General features: G+C 39.6%; 12 protein-coding genes. 2 read left to right on the top strand and 10 right to left on the bottom strand.

Annotated elements, in window-relative coordinates:
- Positions 1-29: 29 nt before the first annotated feature.
- Together HWV58_RS22915 and HWV58_RS22910 are read right to left on the bottom strand one after the other, a co-directional pair.
- Positions 30-1,181 (bottom strand): galactokinase, encoded by a 1,152-nt coding sequence (locus tag HWV58_RS22915; RefSeq protein WP_175636337.1) that lies wholly within the window; start codon positions 1,179-1,181, stop codon positions 30-32.
- A gap of 11 nt (positions 1,182-1,192) precedes the next feature.
- Positions 1,193-2,251, bottom strand: coding sequence for a UDP-glucose--hexose-1-phosphate uridylyltransferase (locus HWV58_RS22910; RefSeq protein ID WP_175636336.1), 1,059 nt, complete (start codon positions 2,249-2,251; stop codon positions 1,193-1,195).
- Positions 2,252-2,411: 160 nt separating this feature from the next.
- On the opposite strand from HWV58_RS22910, the gene HWV58_RS22905 reads away from it, so the two are divergent.
- The gene (locus HWV58_RS22905; protein ID WP_175636335.1) at positions 2,412-3,110 is read left to right on the top strand and encodes an NUDIX hydrolase; all 699 of its coding nucleotides are present in this window, start codon (positions 2,412-2,414) and stop codon (positions 3,108-3,110) included.
- A 139-nt stretch (positions 3,111-3,249) separates the two neighbouring features.
- A complete protein-coding gene (locus HWV58_RS22900; RefSeq protein ID WP_175636334.1) occupies positions 3,250-3,780 on the top strand; it encodes an OmpA family protein in 531 nt (176 codons plus the stop codon).
- A gap of 53 nt (positions 3,781-3,833) precedes the next feature.
- On the opposite strand, the gene HWV58_RS22895 is transcribed toward HWV58_RS22900, so the two are convergent.
- The 8 genes from HWV58_RS22895 to HWV58_RS22860 form a co-directional block, all read right to left on the bottom strand.
- Positions 3,834-4,691 (bottom strand): glycoside hydrolase family 16 protein, encoded by an 858-nt coding sequence (locus tag HWV58_RS22895; protein ID WP_175636333.1) that lies wholly within the window; start codon positions 4,689-4,691, stop codon positions 3,834-3,836.
- Positions 4,692-4,833: 142 nt separating this feature from the next.
- A complete protein-coding gene (locus HWV58_RS22890) occupies positions 4,834-6,066 on the bottom strand; it encodes a DUF4998 domain-containing protein (protein ID WP_175636332.1) in 1,233 nt (410 codons plus the stop codon).
- A 25-nt stretch (positions 6,067-6,091) separates the two neighbouring features.
- Positions 6,092-7,279 (bottom strand): DUF5000 domain-containing lipoprotein, encoded by a 1,188-nt coding sequence (locus HWV58_RS22885; protein WP_175636331.1) that lies wholly within the window; start codon positions 7,277-7,279, stop codon positions 6,092-6,094.
- A 36-nt stretch (positions 7,280-7,315) separates the two neighbouring features.
- Positions 7,316-9,280 (bottom strand): RagB/SusD family nutrient uptake outer membrane protein, encoded by a 1,965-nt coding sequence (locus HWV58_RS22880; RefSeq protein WP_217707057.1) that lies wholly within the window; start codon positions 9,278-9,280, stop codon positions 7,316-7,318.
- Positions 9,281-9,312: 32 nt separating this feature from the next.
- Positions 9,313-12,567: a SusC/RagA family TonB-linked outer membrane protein gene (locus tag HWV58_RS22875; RefSeq protein WP_175636330.1), complete on the bottom strand. Its 3,255-nt coding sequence runs from the start codon at positions 12,565-12,567 to the stop codon at positions 9,313-9,315.
- A gap of 1,228 nt (positions 12,568-13,795) precedes the next feature.
- A complete protein-coding gene (locus HWV58_RS22870; protein WP_175636329.1) occupies positions 13,796-15,430 on the bottom strand; it encodes a RagB/SusD family nutrient uptake outer membrane protein in 1,635 nt (544 codons plus the stop codon).
- 21 nt (positions 15,431-15,451) lie between these two features.
- Entirely contained in the window at positions 15,452-18,451 is a 3,000-nt protein-coding gene (locus HWV58_RS22865) for a SusC/RagA family TonB-linked outer membrane protein (RefSeq protein ID WP_175636328.1), read from the bottom strand.
- Positions 18,452-18,693: 242 nt separating this feature from the next.
- Positions 18,694-20,535, bottom strand: coding sequence for a glycoside hydrolase family 35 protein (locus HWV58_RS22860; RefSeq protein ID WP_175636327.1), 1,842 nt, complete (start codon positions 20,533-20,535; stop codon positions 18,694-18,696).
- Positions 20,536-20,542 lie beyond the last annotated feature (7 nt).

Below are 20,542 nucleotides of genomic sequence, written 5' to 3'. Positions count from 1 at the left end.
TCTCGTTTAATTATATATTGGGTTAGATTTTAGCTATATAAGCTGGTTCCGTTATCGGTTTGCACAGTATAGGCATCCAGTTTAAGACCGAACTGCATCTGGTACTTAGTAGAGAGTTCCTCAATCAAGCCAGGAATATTTTCTTCCTTCACAATGTTGATGGTGCAACCACCAAAGCCACCGCCCATCATCCTTGCGCCTAAAACGTAATTTAATGGTTTAACCGCATCAACCAGGAAATCGAGTTCTTTACAACTTACTTCGTAAGCTGCGCTCAAACCTTCGTGCGTTTCGAACATCAGTTTACCCAAACTCTTTAAATTGCCATTTTCCAATTGCTCGGCTGCATTTAACAAGCGACCAATTTCTTCTACTACGTAACGACATTTAGCATAAACCTCGGCATCTTTTGGCTTTACAAATTCCTCCAGCATAGCTAAATTCACATCGCGCAAACTGTTTACATTAGGATAGTGTTCTTTTACCCAGCTTACACCCTGCTCACACTGTTGCCTTCTCTTGTTATAAGCCGAATCAGAAAGCGCATGTTTTACATTCGTATTTAAGAGTAAAAGTTTGTATCCATCCAGTTTTAAAGGGATGTAAATGTGCTTCATCGACCGGCAATCGAGCATCATGGCATGATCTTTTTTACCAAATACCGATGCAAACTGATCCATAATACCGCAATTAACGCCTGCAAAGGTTTGCTCGGCCTTTTGGGCAATCAGGGCAAGATCCATTTTAGGTACCGATAACGAAAAAAGCTTATCTAAAGCAAATCCTGTAGCGCACTCTACTGCAGCAGAAGAAGATAAACCTGCCCCCAAAGGCACGTCGCCATCGATATAAAAGTTAAATCCGCCCAGTTTGTAACCACGCTCTTTTAACTGATCGGCCACCCCAAGTATGTAATTGGCCCAGCTATTTTTTGATTGTTTTAAATCATCAACAGATGAAATATCAAATTCCTGGTAGCTTTCTGAAAACAAGTGGATTTCATGATCATCTCTTTTGGATATGGCCACATAAATAGCCTTGTTAATGGCCGCAGGCATCACAAAACCTTCGTTATAGTCGGTATGCTCTCCAATAATATTAATCCTTCCCGGCGAGCGAACCAAAATAGGCTCGGCATTGAAAAGCTTTTTAAAGGTATTTTTTAAATGTTGTGCGTTCATGAATTCACTCCTTAATCTTTCTTAATATTTTTATAGTGTTCGGTCGACATTTCTCTTAACCTGCTGGCAGCAAATTCGGCCGTAATATCGCGTTGTGGGTTGGCCAGCATTTCGTAACCAACCATAAACTTCTTAACTGTTGCCGAGCGCAGCAATGGCGGATAAAAGTGCATGTGCCAGTGCCACTCAGGATAATATCCGTTATTTACCGGTGCCTGGTGCATCCCAGCCGAATAAGGGAAAGAGGTTTCGAACAGGTTATCGTATTTGGTGGTTAATACTTTGATGGCTTCTGCCAGTGCCCGTTTTTCGGCCTCGGTAAACAATTTGATACTGTTTACATGGCGTTTGCTAATGATCATGGTTTCGTATGGCCAAACTGCCCAAAAAGGCACCAACACCACAAAGTGATCATTTTCAAAAATGATACGTTCATTCTTTTTCAGCTCCAGTTTTAAATAATCGCCCAGTAAACTTCTCCTGTGGATGGCGTAATGTGTTTTCTGGCGTTCGGTTTCTTTAGTAATTTCGAGCGGAATATCGCTTTGCGACCAAATCTGTCCATGTGGGTGTGGATTACTGCAACCCATTATTTCACCTTTATTTTCGAAAATCTGGATGTATTTGATCCATTCGTTTTCGGCCAGGCTATTAAATTCATTTTGCCAAACATTTACTACAGCCGTTATGCCCTCAACACTCATTTCGGGTAAGGTAAGGTTATGTTTTGGACTGAAACTGATTACCCTGCAAAGCCCTCTCTGGTTATTGGCTACGAGTAAATCGTTCTCGTTCATCTCGTTTTGAGGTGTATCTTCGAGCAATGCCGCAAAATCGTTATTAAAAACAAAGCTTTCGGTATACTCGGGATTGCTATCGCCATCTGCCCTGCCATTGCCGGGACATAAATAGCATTTTGGATCGTATTCGGGGCGGTTATCGGGTGTAATATCTTCAACCTTACCCTGCCAGGGCCTTTTGGTGCGGTGAGGTGAAACTAAAATCCATTCGCCCGTTAATATATTTAAGCGGGTATGCGGATTACTGTCGAGTTCGAATGTCTGGTTCATCTTGTTTGATATAATTGGTTAGAACAGTTAGCCTGATTAGCGTAACCTATCTACGCCGCCAAATTATAAAATTATTATTAATTGTCAAAACGACAATTAATAATAATTTTTATATTCGTGAAAATTTGAACATATTAACGGTTCAAAACATGAATTAGAAATGATTGAATATTCAGGACAGCCACATTACCTTGTTGCTGTTGATTGTATTGTATTTGGCTTTGATGGCGAACACCTTAAAATTTTGTTGGTTAAAAGGGGCCTGGAGCCCGAAATAAACAAATGGAGTTTAATGGGCGGCTTTGTTGGGCCAGATGAAAGTCCGGATGATGCTGCCAACCGGGTATTGAAAAAGATGACCGGTTTGGAAGGGGTTTACCTGGAGCAAATGCAAATTTACGGCGAACCGAAACGCGATCCGATAGAACGTACTTTATCGGTAGGTTATTTTGCATTGATCGATATCCATAAATATGAAACGCAGTTAAATGACGAATACGAAGCAGAGTGGTTTTTGATTAACGAACGGCCTAAACTGATTTTCGACCATAACCAAATGGTGGCTGATGCGCGGAAAAAGCTGCGCTATAAAGCATCGCTCCACCCTATTTTGTTTGAAATGCTACCTAAAAAATTTACCATCCCACAGTTGCATATCCTTTTTGAGGAAGTTAACGATACTAAAATCGATACCCGAAACTTTAGCCGTAAAATTACTTCAACGGGTTTGCTGATTAAACTGGCCGAAAAGGACAAAACGGGATCAAAAAAAGGTGCATTTTATTTTAAACTGGACAAAAAGAAATATACAGCCAACTCGCAGGCTTTCTTAAATTTAATGCCCAATTTAAAAGTTTAGATTCAATTAAAAGGGGGTTGTTTTTGAGCATTTCCGCGCTGTAGTATAAGTTCTTTTAAAAATCATCGTTATAGCTATAATCATTTTATTAGTATGTTTGGCAACAAAACACACAATAAACTTAAATTAATCTAAGAACATGAACATTACCAAAAAACTTTTATTTACAGCGCTCGTTGCATCATTAACCTTAAGCCTTTACTCGTGCAAAACAAAAAAGCTGGTAGCAAAACCTACTCCTGCACCTGTTGAGAAACCAGCACCGGTTGAAGAGAAAAAACCAGCTCCGGCACCCGAAAAAGAGCCAGAAAAACCAGCTCCTGTTGAAAAACCAAACTTTAACCTCGACAATATTCAGTTTGAATTTAACTCGTTCGTACTAAAAACCTCGTCTTTTTCTATTTTAGATAAAGCTGTTTCAGAAATGAAAAAATCGCCTGAAACCAAGTTTGTACTTAATGGTTATTCATCGGCAGAAGGAACACCGGAACATAATATGCAATTATCTGTTGACCGTGCAAATGCAGTAAAATCTTACTTTGTAAACGCTGGTTTAAATGGAACTAATTTTACGGTTGTTGGCCATGGCGAGAAAAACCCGATTAGCACCAACAACAGCGAAGAAGGCAGAATTATAAACAGAAGAACTGAAATTAAGGTTCAGAATTAAAACGTATTTTAGACCTTGCAGGTTTTAAAAACCTGTAAGGTCTTTTTTTGTATTTATTTCTGATAAACCCTTACATATTCAACCTCCATCCGATTCGGGAAACGGGTATCATTGAGGTCACCACCATTCATACCACCCATGGCCAAATCAAATAAGATATAATGCTTTTGTTTAAAAGGATGAAACGTTGTTCCGTTCTCGTTCTCCAGCTGGCTCAATAGGGTTTTATTCATTAAAACATCATCAACAAAAAGGCTGATTGCTGTTTCGTCCCAGTCCATTCGCCAGGTATGAAATTCGGAAGCCCATTTCTTTCCACCAAGCGAATCGGTTGATTTGGTATTGCTAAACCATTTGGGTTTATCATTTTTACCTATACTGGCAATATTGGCCAGTATTTTACCTCTGTAATATTCCATTATATCAATTTCGCCATTGGCCGGCCAGCGACCTTTTAGGCCTAAAGTCCAGAATGCTGGCCACAAGCCTGCTGAAATGTCGATTTTAGCTTTCATTTCGAAACGACCATATTGCCAGCTTTGCAAATCTTTGGTAATGATACAAGCCGAAGTATATTCGATATTTTGAGGCATTTTGCGCCAGTCTTTACTTCCTGCAACGTACAATGGATTAGGCTTTTGTTCTTTCCGGGCTTCGATAATTAGCTTACCATCTTTACAAAAAGCATTTTCAGGTTGATACCACTGTAATTCTTCATTACGCACAAAACCTTTTTCGTAAGTCCAGTTAGCGGGATTGGGTATTCCGTCTTTTTCAAATTCATCGCTCCAAACCAATTTGTAACCTTCGGTGGCATATTTGGCAGAAACATCCTTAACTTTTTTTACCGCACAAGACTGGATAACAATGGGTAATAATAAAATAAGGCAGATTGGAATGTGTTTTTTCATAGATTTTCCTGAAAGACTAATTTAGTTACCCTAAAGAAACGTTTGATACTAATCATATAGAATCGACAATTTCGGGTTACTATAAAAATGCATTAGCAATCTAAAAAAATTAATTTTCAGATTGCTAATGCAACACTATATGCTATAAATAATTAATCTTATATAATTTAACAGATGTTATTTTCGCATACTGGCCTGTGCTACCTGTCCCGGTTAATGATGCTGCAAAACCTAAAGACACCTGCTTGGCCTGAGTCAATTCAAAGTTAAGCACCTTACTTTCAAGATTAGAAAAGGCAATGCTCGAACCAGTAATATTGGCCACATTAGGCACGCTAGTTCCTTCGGCAACGGTGAGATACCTCGACCCACCGGCATTAAAATCGGTCATTACGATTTCAAACCGATAATTACCTGAAGGAAGATTGATAGTCTGGTATATTTTACCATCGGTAACATTGGCAAGCCCCCATCCTGCTTCGAGCGATATGTAACCAACGTTACTTTTCTTTTCGTAGCCACCAAAGCCACTCGCATTTTTTACAGAGGCGCTTGTAACCCAATCGCTTAAAATCCCCCACCTGTTAGCGCTGTTGATAGATGAAAAATTTACGTTGGGGCCCACATTTTTTAAATATGTTGAAGTCACATCGGCTTTGATAAATTTTGGAACATATAAACTTGTGTAATCGGTATAAAATGTATCCACACTTAAAGAATCGGGCAAGAATAAAGTTCGGTACTTAATTGTTCCTTTTTCTTTAAAATTGGCCAAAGTAAAGTTATTGGTATTAATGGGTACCCTTACCGTTTTGTCGACATTAGCATTGTCAGTATAAATCACTTCTGTTGCAAATACTCCGCTCACCCGGTCCATCCCGCCGAATTCAAGTGCTGTTACCCCATTTTCATTTGTAAATGCAGAATTTATTGCCCTGTTCGATAAAGTAACCTGATACCGATCGCCATAAACCCTTCCGGTTTTATATACCGGAATTGATTTATTACCCGCACCATCGTAAGTGTATATAGTAAAGTTCTGCACCCCTTCTTTCATATTGTTAATGAAAAACTTAAGTGTATCTACATTTGGGGTTCGGGTTACCGGAATAATGACCGAATCGGCCTTATTATTCCAATATACCACACATTTTTTCACTTTCGGATCAGCAATAAACAAACCATTTACCAATACACGGTATTTCCCGGAATTGATTTTAACAGAATCTAATTTCCCGGTATAAGAGATCTCTCCACCTGCTACAAACTTTTTATAATCGTCTTTTTTTGTACAAGCCAGTACTGTTGTAATGAATAAAAGGGCTAATCCTAACTGACGTAGCCGGATGTTATTTTTTTTAAAAATCCTTTTCATTTTAATTTTATTTAGCATTATCATATTATCTTGGATCGCCATAAAGCTGAATTTCTCCGATAGCCATAAATGTTGTTCCCTGCCAGTTTTTTGAGCTCTTAATGCGGATGTAACGTACTTTTGGGATACCTGCATCAAAGGTGTAGTTTAAACCGGCGGCTCCTATTGTGTTATCTTCTGCCGTATTTACACCATAGGCACTGCCTGATGGTTTTATAGACTTAAATGTGCCTAATTTGGTCCAGTTGGTAAAACTGCCATCTGATGGTGGATTATCTGTTCCCCAAATTTCGAAATCCAGTAAATTACCACCATAATAATAGGTACGGCCATTTAAATACTCGGGATAATCCCATATTACAATGCGACTTAATGAAGAGAGTTTACCAATATCAAACGTTACCCACTGAGGAGTTAAAACGGCAGAACTGGTCATCAATACCCGCGGCCAGCCATTGGTATCTCCATCCCACATTCCTGCTATTGAAGTTGAGGTATTCAGTGCTACGTCGCCCGGTAATGTAACGGCTTTATAACCCGATTTTGGAATAACGGCTTCGTAAAGTGGGGTTAACTTGGTATATAGTGTATCGCTGTAGTTTAACCACCTATCTCTAATGGTAATGGCAAATTTGCGCTCAACAGGATCATATCCCCTTATTGCCTGATCTATATCCACAATTGAGGTATATATATTTTTTGAAGTGGGCACGAGTTTGCCTTTGCTATCTTCAGTTAGGATTTCTATCGCCAGATCTGCTTTAGCAATATTTTTTGCTGTAAATCTCAATCCTCCAAAATCTGCCTGTGCTTTAATGCTCCTGAATACTCCCCAAATCGGATTTTCGAGAGGTTTTACCTTTACACTCACAGGCGCAGATTCTATTTCACTTCTGGTAACGGCATAAAGCTTTACCTCATGTTCTTCGGTATCGCCAAAACCCTCAACTTTTAAAGTATTACCATAATACGAAGCCTTTACTTCCATTACACGCCCTGAGGCAAGCGTATAAACAGCTTTAATATATAGCAAATTATTATTGTTAGGTACAGCATAGGTTAGGGTTGCATTGCCTGGTCCGGCAGTCCATTTCACATTGGAAACAGTGCCTGGTACTTCTGTATTTTTTTCGAGGGGTTCAAGTTCATCAACCTTACAACCTACGATTAAGGTTATCGCCAATGATAACAGGAGTACAAGATTTAATTTCATATTGTTCATATCTGAAAATGCTATTTGGTTTATAAATTACCAGCCTGGATTTTGAACCAGTTTGGGGTTTACAGTAATATCATAATTTCTAATTGGTGCCAGATAATCGCGTGGAGCAACAAAATTTTGGGTATAGATTGTTCTTACTCTATAATAATCCAAGGTATTGGCTTGAAATACGCTCCAGCCTGTTATCGCCTGATTAAATACTTCGCCCGCTTTCTTCCACCTTTTCATATCCCAATAACGATTACCTTCGAAAGCGAGTTCAATTCCTCTTTCCTGATGGATAATTTCTCTTAATCCATCTTTAGTTGTTGGTTTACTCGGATTATTGGAAAAGCTATTCCACGATTCTACTACACCTGCCAACCCGGCACGCTTCCGAATTCTATCTACATATTCAAAAACATCGTTAACCGGCCCCTGACTTTCATTTAATGCCTCTGCATACATCAGATATAAATCTGCCAAACGGATTTGCGGCCAGGGATAATCGCGATAAGAAACCCCATTAGTACTGTTAGTCATATTCCAGTCTACCAGTTTTTTAACGTAATAACCGGTTTCATTGTAAAAACCCACGTGTGTAGCACCTGCCAATTGGGTGTACTTACCTTCTACTACCCAGGTATTTTCATCAGAATTAGAAGGACTATCATACTTATACCATACACCGCCATCAAAACCAAGGGCGGCATAAAAACGTGGCTCGCGATCAAAATTTACACGTGCTGTTTCATAACCGACTTTGATATAGAAACGCTCTTTATTAACAGCAGTTCTTAAACTATACTTATTCGAAAAATTTAAAACCTTATCTTCATTAATAGGAACCCCATTGCTTGAATAAAACATTTCTGCAATTTTAAGTGGAGCGGCCAACTGCATTCTTGCATCGCCACTTGCCCCTCCGGCAGCCAGTTTAGGCATGGCTACGCGTTGTAACATATTTGCCCTGCTGTTCGGATTTGCCCAAACATGCTCGGTATTCCACCGTTCTGTAACTGCACTCCTCAGCGTTAGTTGCAAATTTGTAGAGTCGGAAAGTTTAAACGTTGAGCCCGGAAACTTATATAATGCGGCACCTGCCTGTTCTGCAGCATCAATAGCTATCTTGGCAGCATCAGCCGCATTTTTCCATTTCGTAGCGCTATACGCTGCCGGGAAAAGATTTACACCATCATGGTCTTTAAAATTGGCATAATCCTGATTTCCGTTAAACAACGGACTTGCAGCAAGCAATAATAATTTAGCCTTTACAGCCAATGCTATCGGTCGGGTGATCCTTCCCAACTCCGTAGTTCTATCCGTAATAATGGGTGGCAGATTTATGGTAGATTCATCGATCAATCCGGAAATATAAGCCACACATTCGTCAAATGGTTTACGTTTAATCCTTACATCTTCTTCCGGTGCACTAATATCTATATTCTGATCAACCAATGGAATTGGTCCGTACATCCGTAAAAGGTAATAATGGTAATATGCTTTTAAGAAAGTAACCTCTGCTATCCAACGCGCACGTTCGTCAGGGCGCAGGTCTCTTACTTTGCTTTCATCTTTTACATTTTCTAAAAAGATATTACAATTTCTTATGCCCTTCCATAAACCAAAGAAATCGCCGGGGCCTCCACCCTGATAATTGCCATTCCATGCATTCATATATGGATTGGCAGCATTCTGACCGCCTCTGGCACCTCGCCATGCATAGGATACGAATTCCCATTCCTGGGTTGGAATCCAAAGTTCATCACCTGAAAGCAAACCCACATTATAAAGCGGATCGCCATCTTTCGGCAAAAAGGAATAACAGGTAAACAGATATTTTTCTGCCTCAGTTCTCATGGTGAAAGCATTATCAATTGTTGCTACGTTATCAGGAACGATATCTAAATACTTTTTACATGCAGACATGGTGCATAGAGTACCTGCAAAAAATACGGTTACCGCTATATTTCTAACACTATGCTTTATTTTATTTATTGTTATATTTTTCATTTTATTATGATATTAAAACCATGTGTTTCTAATTAAAATGAGGCTCTTACACCCAGATTATATGTACCCTGAATTGGATATCCCAATCCTCTGCCTCCCATTTCCGGATCCCAGGCTTTGAAGCTGCTGATATATCCTAAATTAGTTGCACTTACGTATAAACGGAGCGCTGTTAAACCAATTCTTTGCGTAAACCGCTTATTGGCATTGTAGGCAAACTCCACACTTCTCAACCTCAAAAAATTCCCGCTTCTCATCCACCAGGTTGAGGTTTGATTTAAGTTGTTGCCTTCCCTGCTGTTATTTCTGACAAAGTTTGGACTCAACCGTGGCCACATGGCATAAATATTTCTGTTCTCTTCGGACCAGTAACTATCAGCGATAGTTGACAATAATCCGTTCTGACTGCCACCGTTTAATACAAAAGGAGCTATATTTTCAGAGTTGATAAAGAAAGAAGAACGGGCGGAACCTTGAAAAAAGAAACTAAAATCGAAGCTTTTATAGCCAATTGTACCTCCAAAACCGTATATAATTTCGGGCGAAGTTGGAAGACCAATCGGCACCTGATCCTGGTCGTTAATCAACCCGTCACCATTTACATCCCGGTATTTGATATCACCTCCACCATAATTTAAACCAGGGGTACCGTCAAATTGCAAAGGAGAGTTTTTAGCTTCGTTATCATCAATAAATAAACGTTCTGCGATATAGCCAAATCTTTGTGTTGTAGGAAGGCCTACGCTCGTCCTGTAATATTCGTTTGCTGGGTAGGTTGGCTCATCGTTAATCAATATTTTACTTTTGGCATAGGTAAAATTACCTCTCATTTGAACTGACCATCCATTGCCGAAAGATTTATTAAAGGCTGCTGCAAAATCAACACCCTCATTTTGGGCTTTATTGGTATTAGCCCTTACCGAAGCCTGTAAACCCATCGTAGTAGGAATATAGGTACGTGAGGTTAAAATATTGGAACGTGTATTTCTGTAAACATCAATATTAATATCCAGTGCATTAAAAAACCTGAAATCTACCCCAAGATTAAGTTGCTCTGATCTTTCCCAGGTAATTAATGGATTAGCATATCTGTTGACCAATATTCCATCTTTATAATAGCCATATTGCTCTCCAAAAGAGGCACCATAAGTGCCGTTATTCATGTTAACCTCCGACATGTAAAAGAAACGATCATCGTCATTTCCGATCTGATCATTTCCAACAAAACCATAAGTAGCCCTTAACTTCATGCTATTGATTACTTTAGTTAATGGCTTAAAAAACTCCTCGTTAGAGATTACATAACCTAAACCAAATGATGGAAAGAAACCAAAGCGGTTATTATCTGCAAAACGTTCTGATCCATTATAACCAAAGTTGAATTCGGCCAGATACTTATCATCATAGCCATAGGTTGCCCTACCAGACAAGCCCTGGTTACGTGCAGGAAGCGACAGCTGCAAACTACCGGCATTACCCGACAGGTAGTTACGCATGGTAGTGATGAGCATACCGCTCACGGAATGTTTGCCTCCAAATGTTCTGGCATAATTTAAAGCCAGTTCAGCATAAAAAGTTGAATTTAAGATCTTTCTTCCTTCCGAATAGCCCAAATACTCTGTACCGGTTGCACCTATAGAGCCTTGTCCACCGGGATTCAGAACTTGTAAGCCAACTGCTCCATTTGGCTGTTCGCTGGCTGAATAATAGAAAGGATTGTAGCTTCTGGATACATCAAAATAGGAATACCGTCTGGCATAGGTCATTAAGCGCGCACTTAAGCCTTCTGTAAATGCCTTTAAATCCTGTTTCAATTCAATCTGGGTTTGTAACGTCGAAGCGTTGTACTCCGAATAACCCTTAACCATTTCGGCATAAGGATTTACATATAATCCGTTATTGGGCGTAATGGCATTACCAAATAGTGCGTGTGTAGCAAATGGCGACAATTCGGCCGGATAAACGGCCGGAAAGAGAACAGGGTTAGACCAAATGGTTTGGTTAAAAATTCTTTCGCCTCCATTTTGCCCGTTGGCTCCTAATAGCGGGCCTGAATAATCATCAAATTGTCCATAAACCCGGATGGCTGCTTTAGTGGTTTTGGTTAAATCAAGGTCTACATTTGAACGAACCGAATAGTTTTTCAACTTTACGTTATTGTTAAAATTGTTCAGTCCTTCAACTTTAAGTACTCCATTATCAATATTGTATGTGCCTGCAACATAAAACCGGGCTTTCTCTCCTCCACCCTGTAAGCTAATATTATTGCGCGTGTTTATGGTATAATCTTTAATTAACTGATTGATCCAGTTATTGCTTGGATATAACAATGGATTATCGCCCCTGGCGGTTCCATCTATTTTAGTTTGGAGATACGGTAAAGCGGCCTGAGGATTTCGGGTTAGTGCGGCTTCATTTGCCAAACGCATATAGGTGATGTTGTCAGCAAACTGAAAATTCTTGGTATTAGATGATACCGCTGTTTCAGATCTTACCGTAAAATTTGTATTGCCAGCTTCTCCCGACTTTGTTGTAATTAATACAACACCATTTGCCCCGCGCGCGCCATACACTGCCGATGCTGTAGCATCTTTTAATACGCTGAAAGAGGCAATATCATCTGCCTGCAAACGCGCCATATCATTTTGCGTAGATTCAATTCCATCAATTAAAATTAACGGATCTTGCTTACCTGTACCAAAAGTACCTAAACCACGGATGAAAAACTGAGCGTTATCTGCTCCTGGTTCTCCACTGCGTTGATAAGCGATCATACCTGCAACACGGCCCTGCATCATGGTCGTTAAATTACTGGTAGGCCCTTTCAGTTCTTTTGGGCTAATGGTCGTAATAGAACTCACCATACTGGCCTTTTTCTGGGTACCAAAGCCAACAACTGCGACTTCATCTAATGAGCCGATGTCACTCACCAATGTTACGTTAATGATGTAAACTCCCTCTTTGTTTGGCAAATAATCTGCAACTGTTACTGTTTTAGGTTTATAACTAACACCTGTAAAAAGTAATCTTCCAGACCGCGCCATTTTAATAGAGTATTTCCCATCCGAATCTGTCGAAATTCCTTTGAGCGTACCCGACACCTTTACGTTTACGCCAGGTATCCCTCCCGATTCGTCTTTAACGATACCCGTTACTGTTACTTCAGTTTGTGCTGTTGCCGTTAAGCAGGAAACTGTTGTTACTAAATAGATTAAAAATTTAAAAACTGATCTAAAAGCATTACCCTTTAGATGGAGCGGCACTTTATTTCGTATTTTTTTCTTCATAAAATGGTTTAATTGATTAGTTATTTTTAACGAGATCCTTATTACTCAAAATTGTAAAGGCATTAGGGTATTCATCCGATCGAAAATATTTTCGTCAGACATGGTTGGGAACCTGAGCTTAAGCCCTAAGTTCCATGTCATTTTCAGAGTTAATTGGTTTGCTTTTATAAAAGCATCAGTGCGGAGTTAATTTTGACTGAGCTGTAAACGGGGTGTGGAGTAGAATTAACTTTCTTCATATATTTTGGTTTTGAGATTAATTTGATAAAGGATGAATTACAGAAAAGGCTGCATCACCAGTTCAGGAAAAATCAATAATCTGGAGATACCGAATTCGCTCTTTTTTGTCTTTTCATGATTAGTTTTAAGTTTGGTTTTACCCGGGAAAAAACTGGCTGCAACATTCATTTTTAAAATGGCTACAACCATCAATTATTCCAGGTAGTTAATCTTCGAATAATTTGGATCGGCTTATATCTTATACTTGGTTTTAACAAATTAACCATAAAAAAGAGCCTGGTAGTGAGGGGTAATCCAGTAATAAAAAGGGGTCAAATTGTTATTTTTTACCATTTTTTGGGCTTTTTAGCGTTTTTCGAATAAAAATTCATTTTTATAAACGTCAATTATACGTTTATAATTCAAAACTTAAGGTGGTAATTTTACCGCTAAATAAACCAGGATTTTGAGCGTTTGATTCTGCGCAAAACAAAAATCTACTGCGCTAAACGATCTAATGTTTTGATATGTTTTAATCTGGTATCCATTGTCTTTCTCAGGCAACTGAATCAGCCGGTATAAACTAGATACAAAATGCTTTTCTAAGCTTTTTTCAAAAAATCATGATTTTGTGCTTCCGATGGCAGGAAAGTTTCATAACCCTCATGATTTAACGCTGCATACTGCAGGAAGCTTTCATTTAAATTGGTTTATTTTTAGGTACAACGCATAATTTAACCGCAGAGAAAGAAAGATTTTAACCGCAAAGGACGTAAAGAGAAGGCATAGCATTCACATTTAACCACAGAGTAAACAGAGAGAAATCACTGAGCACACAAAGCAAAATTGGTAGCGATATTTTAATTACATGAAACTTAGTGTACTTCGCGGCTTGGTGGTTTATAAATTTTAAGACTAACAACCTCAGCGCACTTTGCGGTTAGAAACAAAAAAGCTCCCCAACTGCACAAAGCAGTTAAGGAGCTAGAATAAATATAAAAGGACGGGATTAATATCCTGGGTTTTGTTCTAAGAGCGCATCCTTGTTCAATTGGATTTCAGTTAACGGAATAGGTAACAATAAGTTTTTTGAAGTCAAGCCTTTTAAAGGTTTTGCAGCATCGTTACTGTTTAAGTTAATAGCACGGTCAACCAAGGTACCTGTACGCATTAAAGTCATTCTTCTGTTTTCTTCGCCAATTAGTTCGCGTGCACGTTCATCCAATATAAAATTGAGATTAATGTCTGAAGCCTGTACCTGCCCACGGGTAGGATAATCAACAAATGCCCTTTTCCTCAACTCATTAATGGAAGCTGCCGCATCGATTAGCTTACCTTGTTTAAACTGTGCTTCTGCCAGTAATAAGTAAGTTTCTCCGAGGCGCATCAGAATGAAATCTTTAATCATTGCGAAACCGAAGGTATCGTTAGGGTCAAATTGATTCCATTTGGTAATAGAAGGGTTAATCTTAAATAAAGTATCCGGACCAGTATAAGGAATAATCTGTCCGTATTTGGCATTTGTAGGGTCGTTATAATAAAATCTTCTTTTCACATTGTATTGCGAGTTTCTGATATCGCCAGGCTTGTACAGGCTATATAAAAACCAGTTGCTTAGTCTTAACCTCGATAATCCTCTACCGCCTAAAGAATCGGCTAAAACCATCCCCTGTATAGCGTAATATCCTGTACCCCATACCCTTCTTTGTTGCGGGTTATTGGTAATACCGCCTACCACACTTGATGGGTTTTCTTGTTCTAAGGTCCAAATTACCTCTTTGTTATTTTGAGAACGGCGTTGGTTGCCATACACAAACAGATCTGAATAGTAATCACCAGGTAAACTGGCTTTAACACCAAAACGCGCTTTATTTAAGCTAAATTTACCGCTGTTGATGATGCCCAGGGCCTGTTGCTCGGCTAAATCATTTTTACCCATTCTGAGGTATACTTCTGCCAGTAACTGCATAGCCATAAATTTATTAGCCCTGCCATACATTTTACCTTTTGTATTCGATTTAACGGCTTCAATATCGGGTAAGTTTGCCACTGCAAAAAGCAGATCGTTCACAATAAAATCGTTTACCTCATTAAGCGGAGCCCGTACAAAATCGGTTTTAGGGGCGGTAAGTGCATTTTTAATTAGTGGTACTTTGCCGTACAAGGTTGCCAAAGTATTATAAGCAAAAGCCCTGAAAAATTTGGCTTCGGCGTTAATTGCTGCTTTTCCTTTGCTACTGATTGCCGTAACCGACGGATTTTCTATTCCATCGATAATTACATTTGAAAGGTTAATCATAATATAATTCCGGTTCCACATGTACGCAGCAGCCCCATCAGTTGGCGTTAACTGGGTATAATCGTAATAGGGTACTTCGACCCCCTGCTGGTTGGTTGTAGCGTTAGCTACATCGGTACCCACCTGCCAAACACTCGGCCAGCCCTGCTGATCGGCATAAGAATAGATGGTACTTACGTGGTTGTACAAGCCAATTAAAGAGGCCTCAAAACCAAGCGAATCGTTTAAGGTAATGGGCGTATAACTCGAATATGGTTTTTCATCCAAAAACGCTTTCTTGCACGAAGAATAAAACATCAGCGACACTGCAAGAGAAGAGAACAGTATATATTTTAATTTTTTCATGATCTTCTTTTTAGCGATAAATTATTTTAAAGAAATATTTGCTCCAAACACAAAAGAGCGTGTTAAAGGATAGTTATTGGTCCAATCTCCCGAACCACGGCCAGAATAATCGTTTTCAGGATCCCATCCTATCCAATTGGTAAAAGTGTATAGGTTTCTGCCGCTTGCATATAGGGTTAGGCTGCCCAAATGCAGTTTCTCCATAATTTTCGGAGAAAAAACATAGCTAACTGTTACATCTTTTATACGGGTATAACTCGCATCTGATGCATATCCATAGCCTCTGGTGTTATTGTAAGATAATGCCGGACGTGTGTTACTTGCGTTACTTACAGTCCAATAACCAATTTCTGCAGGTGTATTTCTTCTACCTGTTTCATCGCCATAATTTAAATCGGTATTGTTTCTGGTAATGCCTTGTGCAGTTTGAATAAATACGCTTAAATTCCAGTTTTTGTAATGGAAAGTATTGGTTAAACCACCTGTCCATTTTGGAGCACGCTGACCAATAATTTCGCGATCTTTATCTGCAGTAATTACGCCATCACCATTGAGATCAGCAAATTTCAGATCGCCTGGCTTTGCACCCGGATCCTGTTTTGAAGCATCTTCTCCGGTTTGCCAAACACCAGTCATACGGTAATCATAAATCACACTAATTGGTTTGCCAATAAACCACCGGTTACCTAAATCATCCTTTCCATCTCCGTACAGTTCTACGATCTTATTCTTATTGGAGCTGAAATTGGCCGAAGTTTCCCATTTAAAATCGCCCTGAGCAATATTTTTTGTATTAATGGTTATCTCAATACCTTTATTTTGGACTTTACCCAGATTATCTAAAATTCTTGAATACCCGGTGATGATTGGTAAACTTCTGTTTAGCAGTAAATCTTTTGTTTTGCCGCTATAAACATCAATGGTACCATTTATGCGGTCGCTAAACAAAGAGAAATCCAATCCCAGGTTTGCTGTAGTTGTACTTTCCCAGTGCAGGTTAGCATTACCTAAATTGCTTGGCGTAACACCAATGGTGCTAAGTCCGTTAAACGGAAAACGCAATGCGCCTTCAGTAGTTATGGTTTGATAAACACTAACAGCTTCATTACCTGTTTTACCATAAGAACCTCTTAGCTTAAGGTTATTTACGAATGAAACATTTTTCATAAAATTTTCCCTGCTGATATTCCATCCGGCAGCTACTGAAGGGAAAATACCGTATTTGGTAGTATTGGCACCGAATACAGAAGAACCATCACGTCGGGCCGTTGCGGTAAATAAATAACGGCTATCGTATGCATAATTAACCCTTACCATTTGCGAATTTAAACGGTATTGATCGGCATACGAATCGCTGGTTTGCGTAGCACCTGCGCTTAACTTATTATACGAAAGCTCGTCGTTCACAAAACCTACGGCACCAGCAGTTGTATTGGTATATTTTCTTTGCTGCGCACTGTATAAACCTGTAAAATCGAAATGGTGTTTCTGAATATCTTTGGTGTATGTCAGCAAATTTTCGAGTGTATAACTGTTGGTTTGCGCGTAAAAAGTCCGGGCAGTACCCAGCATATCATTTGCCTTTCTTCCGGTATAACTGGCAGAATTTTCGGGAAAGAAAGTATAACCACCGTTTAAGCGATATTTTAATCCTTTTAGTGCTCCGGGAAACTTAATTTCTGCATAACCATTTCCATTTAAATTGGTGCTTCTGCTAATCCTGTCGGTTTTTAAACCAAGTAATGGGTTGGTGTATAACTGCTCAGGCTCCATTGGAAAAATTTTATATTCTCCCTTGTCATTATACACAGGAGCATAAGGACTCATGGCTGTAGCAAAAAGCAAGTTAGCCCTGCCACCATCGTAGTTATTGCCTGCAAAAAACAATGATGTACCAACCGTTAAATAATCGGTAATGTTAACATCTAAATTAGAACGTAAGCTGGTTCTGTTATATTGATACCCTTTAATCGGCCCCCTTTGATCCAGGTAACCTCCTGAGATAAAATATTTCACATCCTGGCTTCCTCCCGAGATGCTTAAATTATGGTCTTGCATCACACCTGTTTGGGTTACTTCCTTTACCCAATCGGTTGTAATACCTGCATTATAATTGGCCAGTTCGCCGAAGTTTGGAACCGGGCTGTTTTGTGGCTGATTAATCTGTTTTAAGAAATCGGCATATTTTTGAACATATTCTTCACCAGTTCTTGGCGTTAAAATGTGTGCGATATTTTCTACACCTGCATAAGCATTGTATCTGATTGTAGGTTTACCCGTATTTCCTCTTTTAGTGGTAACCAGGATAACACCATTAGAACCATTGGTACCATAAATAGCGGTAGATGATGCATCTTTTAATATTTCTACAGAGGCAATATCGTTTGGATTAATGTCATTTAACGAACCACCCGTTTTGCTTAATGGTACTCCATCTACTACAACAAATGGCCCCGTACCTGCAGTAATTGAATTTTGGCCGCGTATAGAGGCGCTTGGCTGGCTTCCTGGTACTGAAGAGCCACTGGTAATATTTACACCAGCCACTGCTCCTTGTACAGCCTGCAAAACATTGGTAACAGGTAGTTGCGATAAACGTTCTTTCGAAAGTGAGGCCACTGCACCGGTAATATCCGAACGCTTTTGTGTACCATAACCCACCACTACTACTTCTTCCAGGTTCTTGTCTTTATCTTCGGCAAGGGTAATGCTGAGTTGGGTCTGATCGGCTATTAATATGGTATTGGTTACATATCCCACAAAAGTAATCACTAAAGTTTCACCTTTTTTAACAGCTATTTTGAAATTCCCATTCGGATCGCTGGCTACAACCTGATTTGTTCCTTTAACACTAATGGAAGCTCCTGGTATCGGGTTGCCCTGGTTATCTTTTACTTTTCCGGAAATTGAGGTTTGAGCGTTTGTTTGCGCAATGGCATCGTTTGATTTACCTAATGATAAGATTAAAGCAAACAAAAATATTACTGCACACTTAGATGTGGCTAGTAGTTTTCTTTTCATTTTTAAAGATTATTTGGTTAGTTAATAATTGAATCATTTGAAAGATTCAATGCTGGCTTACTGGCAAAGCACTAGCCTGACTGGATGTATAAATTATGCATGAATGGGATGGATTAATTACAACAAATTAACCATTTAAAACCGCGCCGGAGTGAGGGGTAATACGGTAATAAATAGGGGTTAAATTGTTACTTTTTGTTAAATTTTGGCCTTTAACCCCTATTTTACGATTTTTTAAACGTTTAATCAACGTTTAATTTTTTAAGCGTGTTTAAGATCGGCTGGTCTATCGTTTTTAAAATTTGCTGATCGGTTTTAAGCAATTCTAAAACGGCTACCTCATTCTTACCTTTCTTTAACCATTCTTTGGGTACGTACAATGTTTGTTGCGGACCAATTGCCCAGTACTTGCCCAGGTTATGTCCGTTTATCCAAACCACACCTTTTCCCCAATCGGTCATATCCAGATAAGTATCGGCAACAGTATTAATGGTAAAGGATCCTTTTTGTACTGTTGGCCCATTACCACTCTTCCCGGTAGCAGTGGCTTTAGCCGCGAAATTATTGATGCTACTAAAAGGAAAACCATACATCGACCAGTTTTTAACTTCGGCACCTGCAAAATTTACTTGTTCGGTAATTCCTTTTTTGTTTTCTAACAGGTACTTGCCAAAGTTTACACGTCCCATGTTTTCTACAAAAATATCGAGTTGTACTTCTCCTGCAGGAAGGCTGATTTCCAGGGTATTTTGGTTTAACCGTCGATCTAAAACCCCTGCCCTTTTCTGGTTAACAAACACAATGGCATAATCGCGTAATTGTTTCATCTCCAGTGCTCCTTTGCGTCCACCCTGAATGGTAGTACGATAAAGCACATAACCGTAATCTTGTTTCAGGTCTTCGAAAGTTAAGGGATTAACATTTTTAACCGCAGCTGGTAAGGCATCAAATAAAGCTACTGTTCCGCTTAATTTAAATGGTGCAATGGCCATAGCGGGTTTTGCTGCTGGCACTGCGGGTAAAGTCTGGCCTTTTGGCAAATGTTTCTCGATTACGCTTCTAAACTGCATAAACTTCTCCGTAGCGTTTCCTGCTTCGTTTAAAGGAGCATCGTAATCGTAGCTGCTGGTTTGAGGTTCGTAAGGCGAAATGTCTTTATAATTGGCTCCGTTCATGAAGTCACGTGTGGTGCCACCATGAAACATGTACATGTTAATGGATATGCCTGCCGCCAAAACCGAATCGAGCTTTTTGGTATATTGTGCTGCCGGTACCGTGTGGTGTGCTGTTCCCCACCAATCGAACCATGCCGGATACCATTCTGCAATAAAATAAGGCCCTTTTCCATCGTGGTTTTCATTTACCAGCTTTCTAATTTTTTCGGGATTGTCGATACCGTTTACTGCAGGCAATAAACCAGCTAAATGTCCGTCTTTTACATCTGGTGCAGGATCGCAGGTGTAGAGCAGACCATCAAACCCAGCATCTATAAACATTTTACGGTTGATATCCAGGTAATTTTTATCGGCTGCGTACGAACCGTATTCGTTTTCTACCTGAACCATAATGATATTACCTCCATGGTTAATCTGCAATGGAGCCAACTGCTTTCCTACTTGCTGGATATATTTCCGATACTCTTCCAGGTATTGTTTTTCGGTACTTCTTACCACCAGGCCTTTTTCGTTCTGCAACCAGTATGGATAGCCGCCAAATTCCCATTCGGCACATACGTAAGGGCTTGGCCTTAAAATTACCCAAAGTCCCTCCTGCTGCGCAATTTTTACAAATTCGGCGATGTTGTTGTTACCGCTAAAATCGAATTTATCTTTCTGCGGCTCGTGCAGGTTCCAGAATACATAGGTTCCGATGGTATTTAAGCCCATGGCTTTAGCCATTTTCATCCGTTCGCGCCAGGCTTCTTTGGGTACGCGGGGATAATGGAGTTCGCCTGATATAATCTGAAAGGGTTTTCCATCCAGCAAAAAGTCTGATTCGCCTAGTTTAAAGGTATGTTTTGCCTGCTGCGCCGAAGCAGAGAGGGAAAAACATATCGCCACCAGCCATAGTAATTTCTTTTTCATCTTGTAC

Source organism: Pedobacter ghigonis (genome assembly GCF_903166585.1).
GTDB classification, from domain to species: Bacteria; Bacteroidota; Bacteroidia; order Sphingobacteriales; family Sphingobacteriaceae; genus Pedobacter; species Pedobacter ghigonis.
The sequence above is the reverse complement of the archived record's forward strand: the minus strand, read 5'-3'. Positions and strand labels throughout refer to the sequence as shown.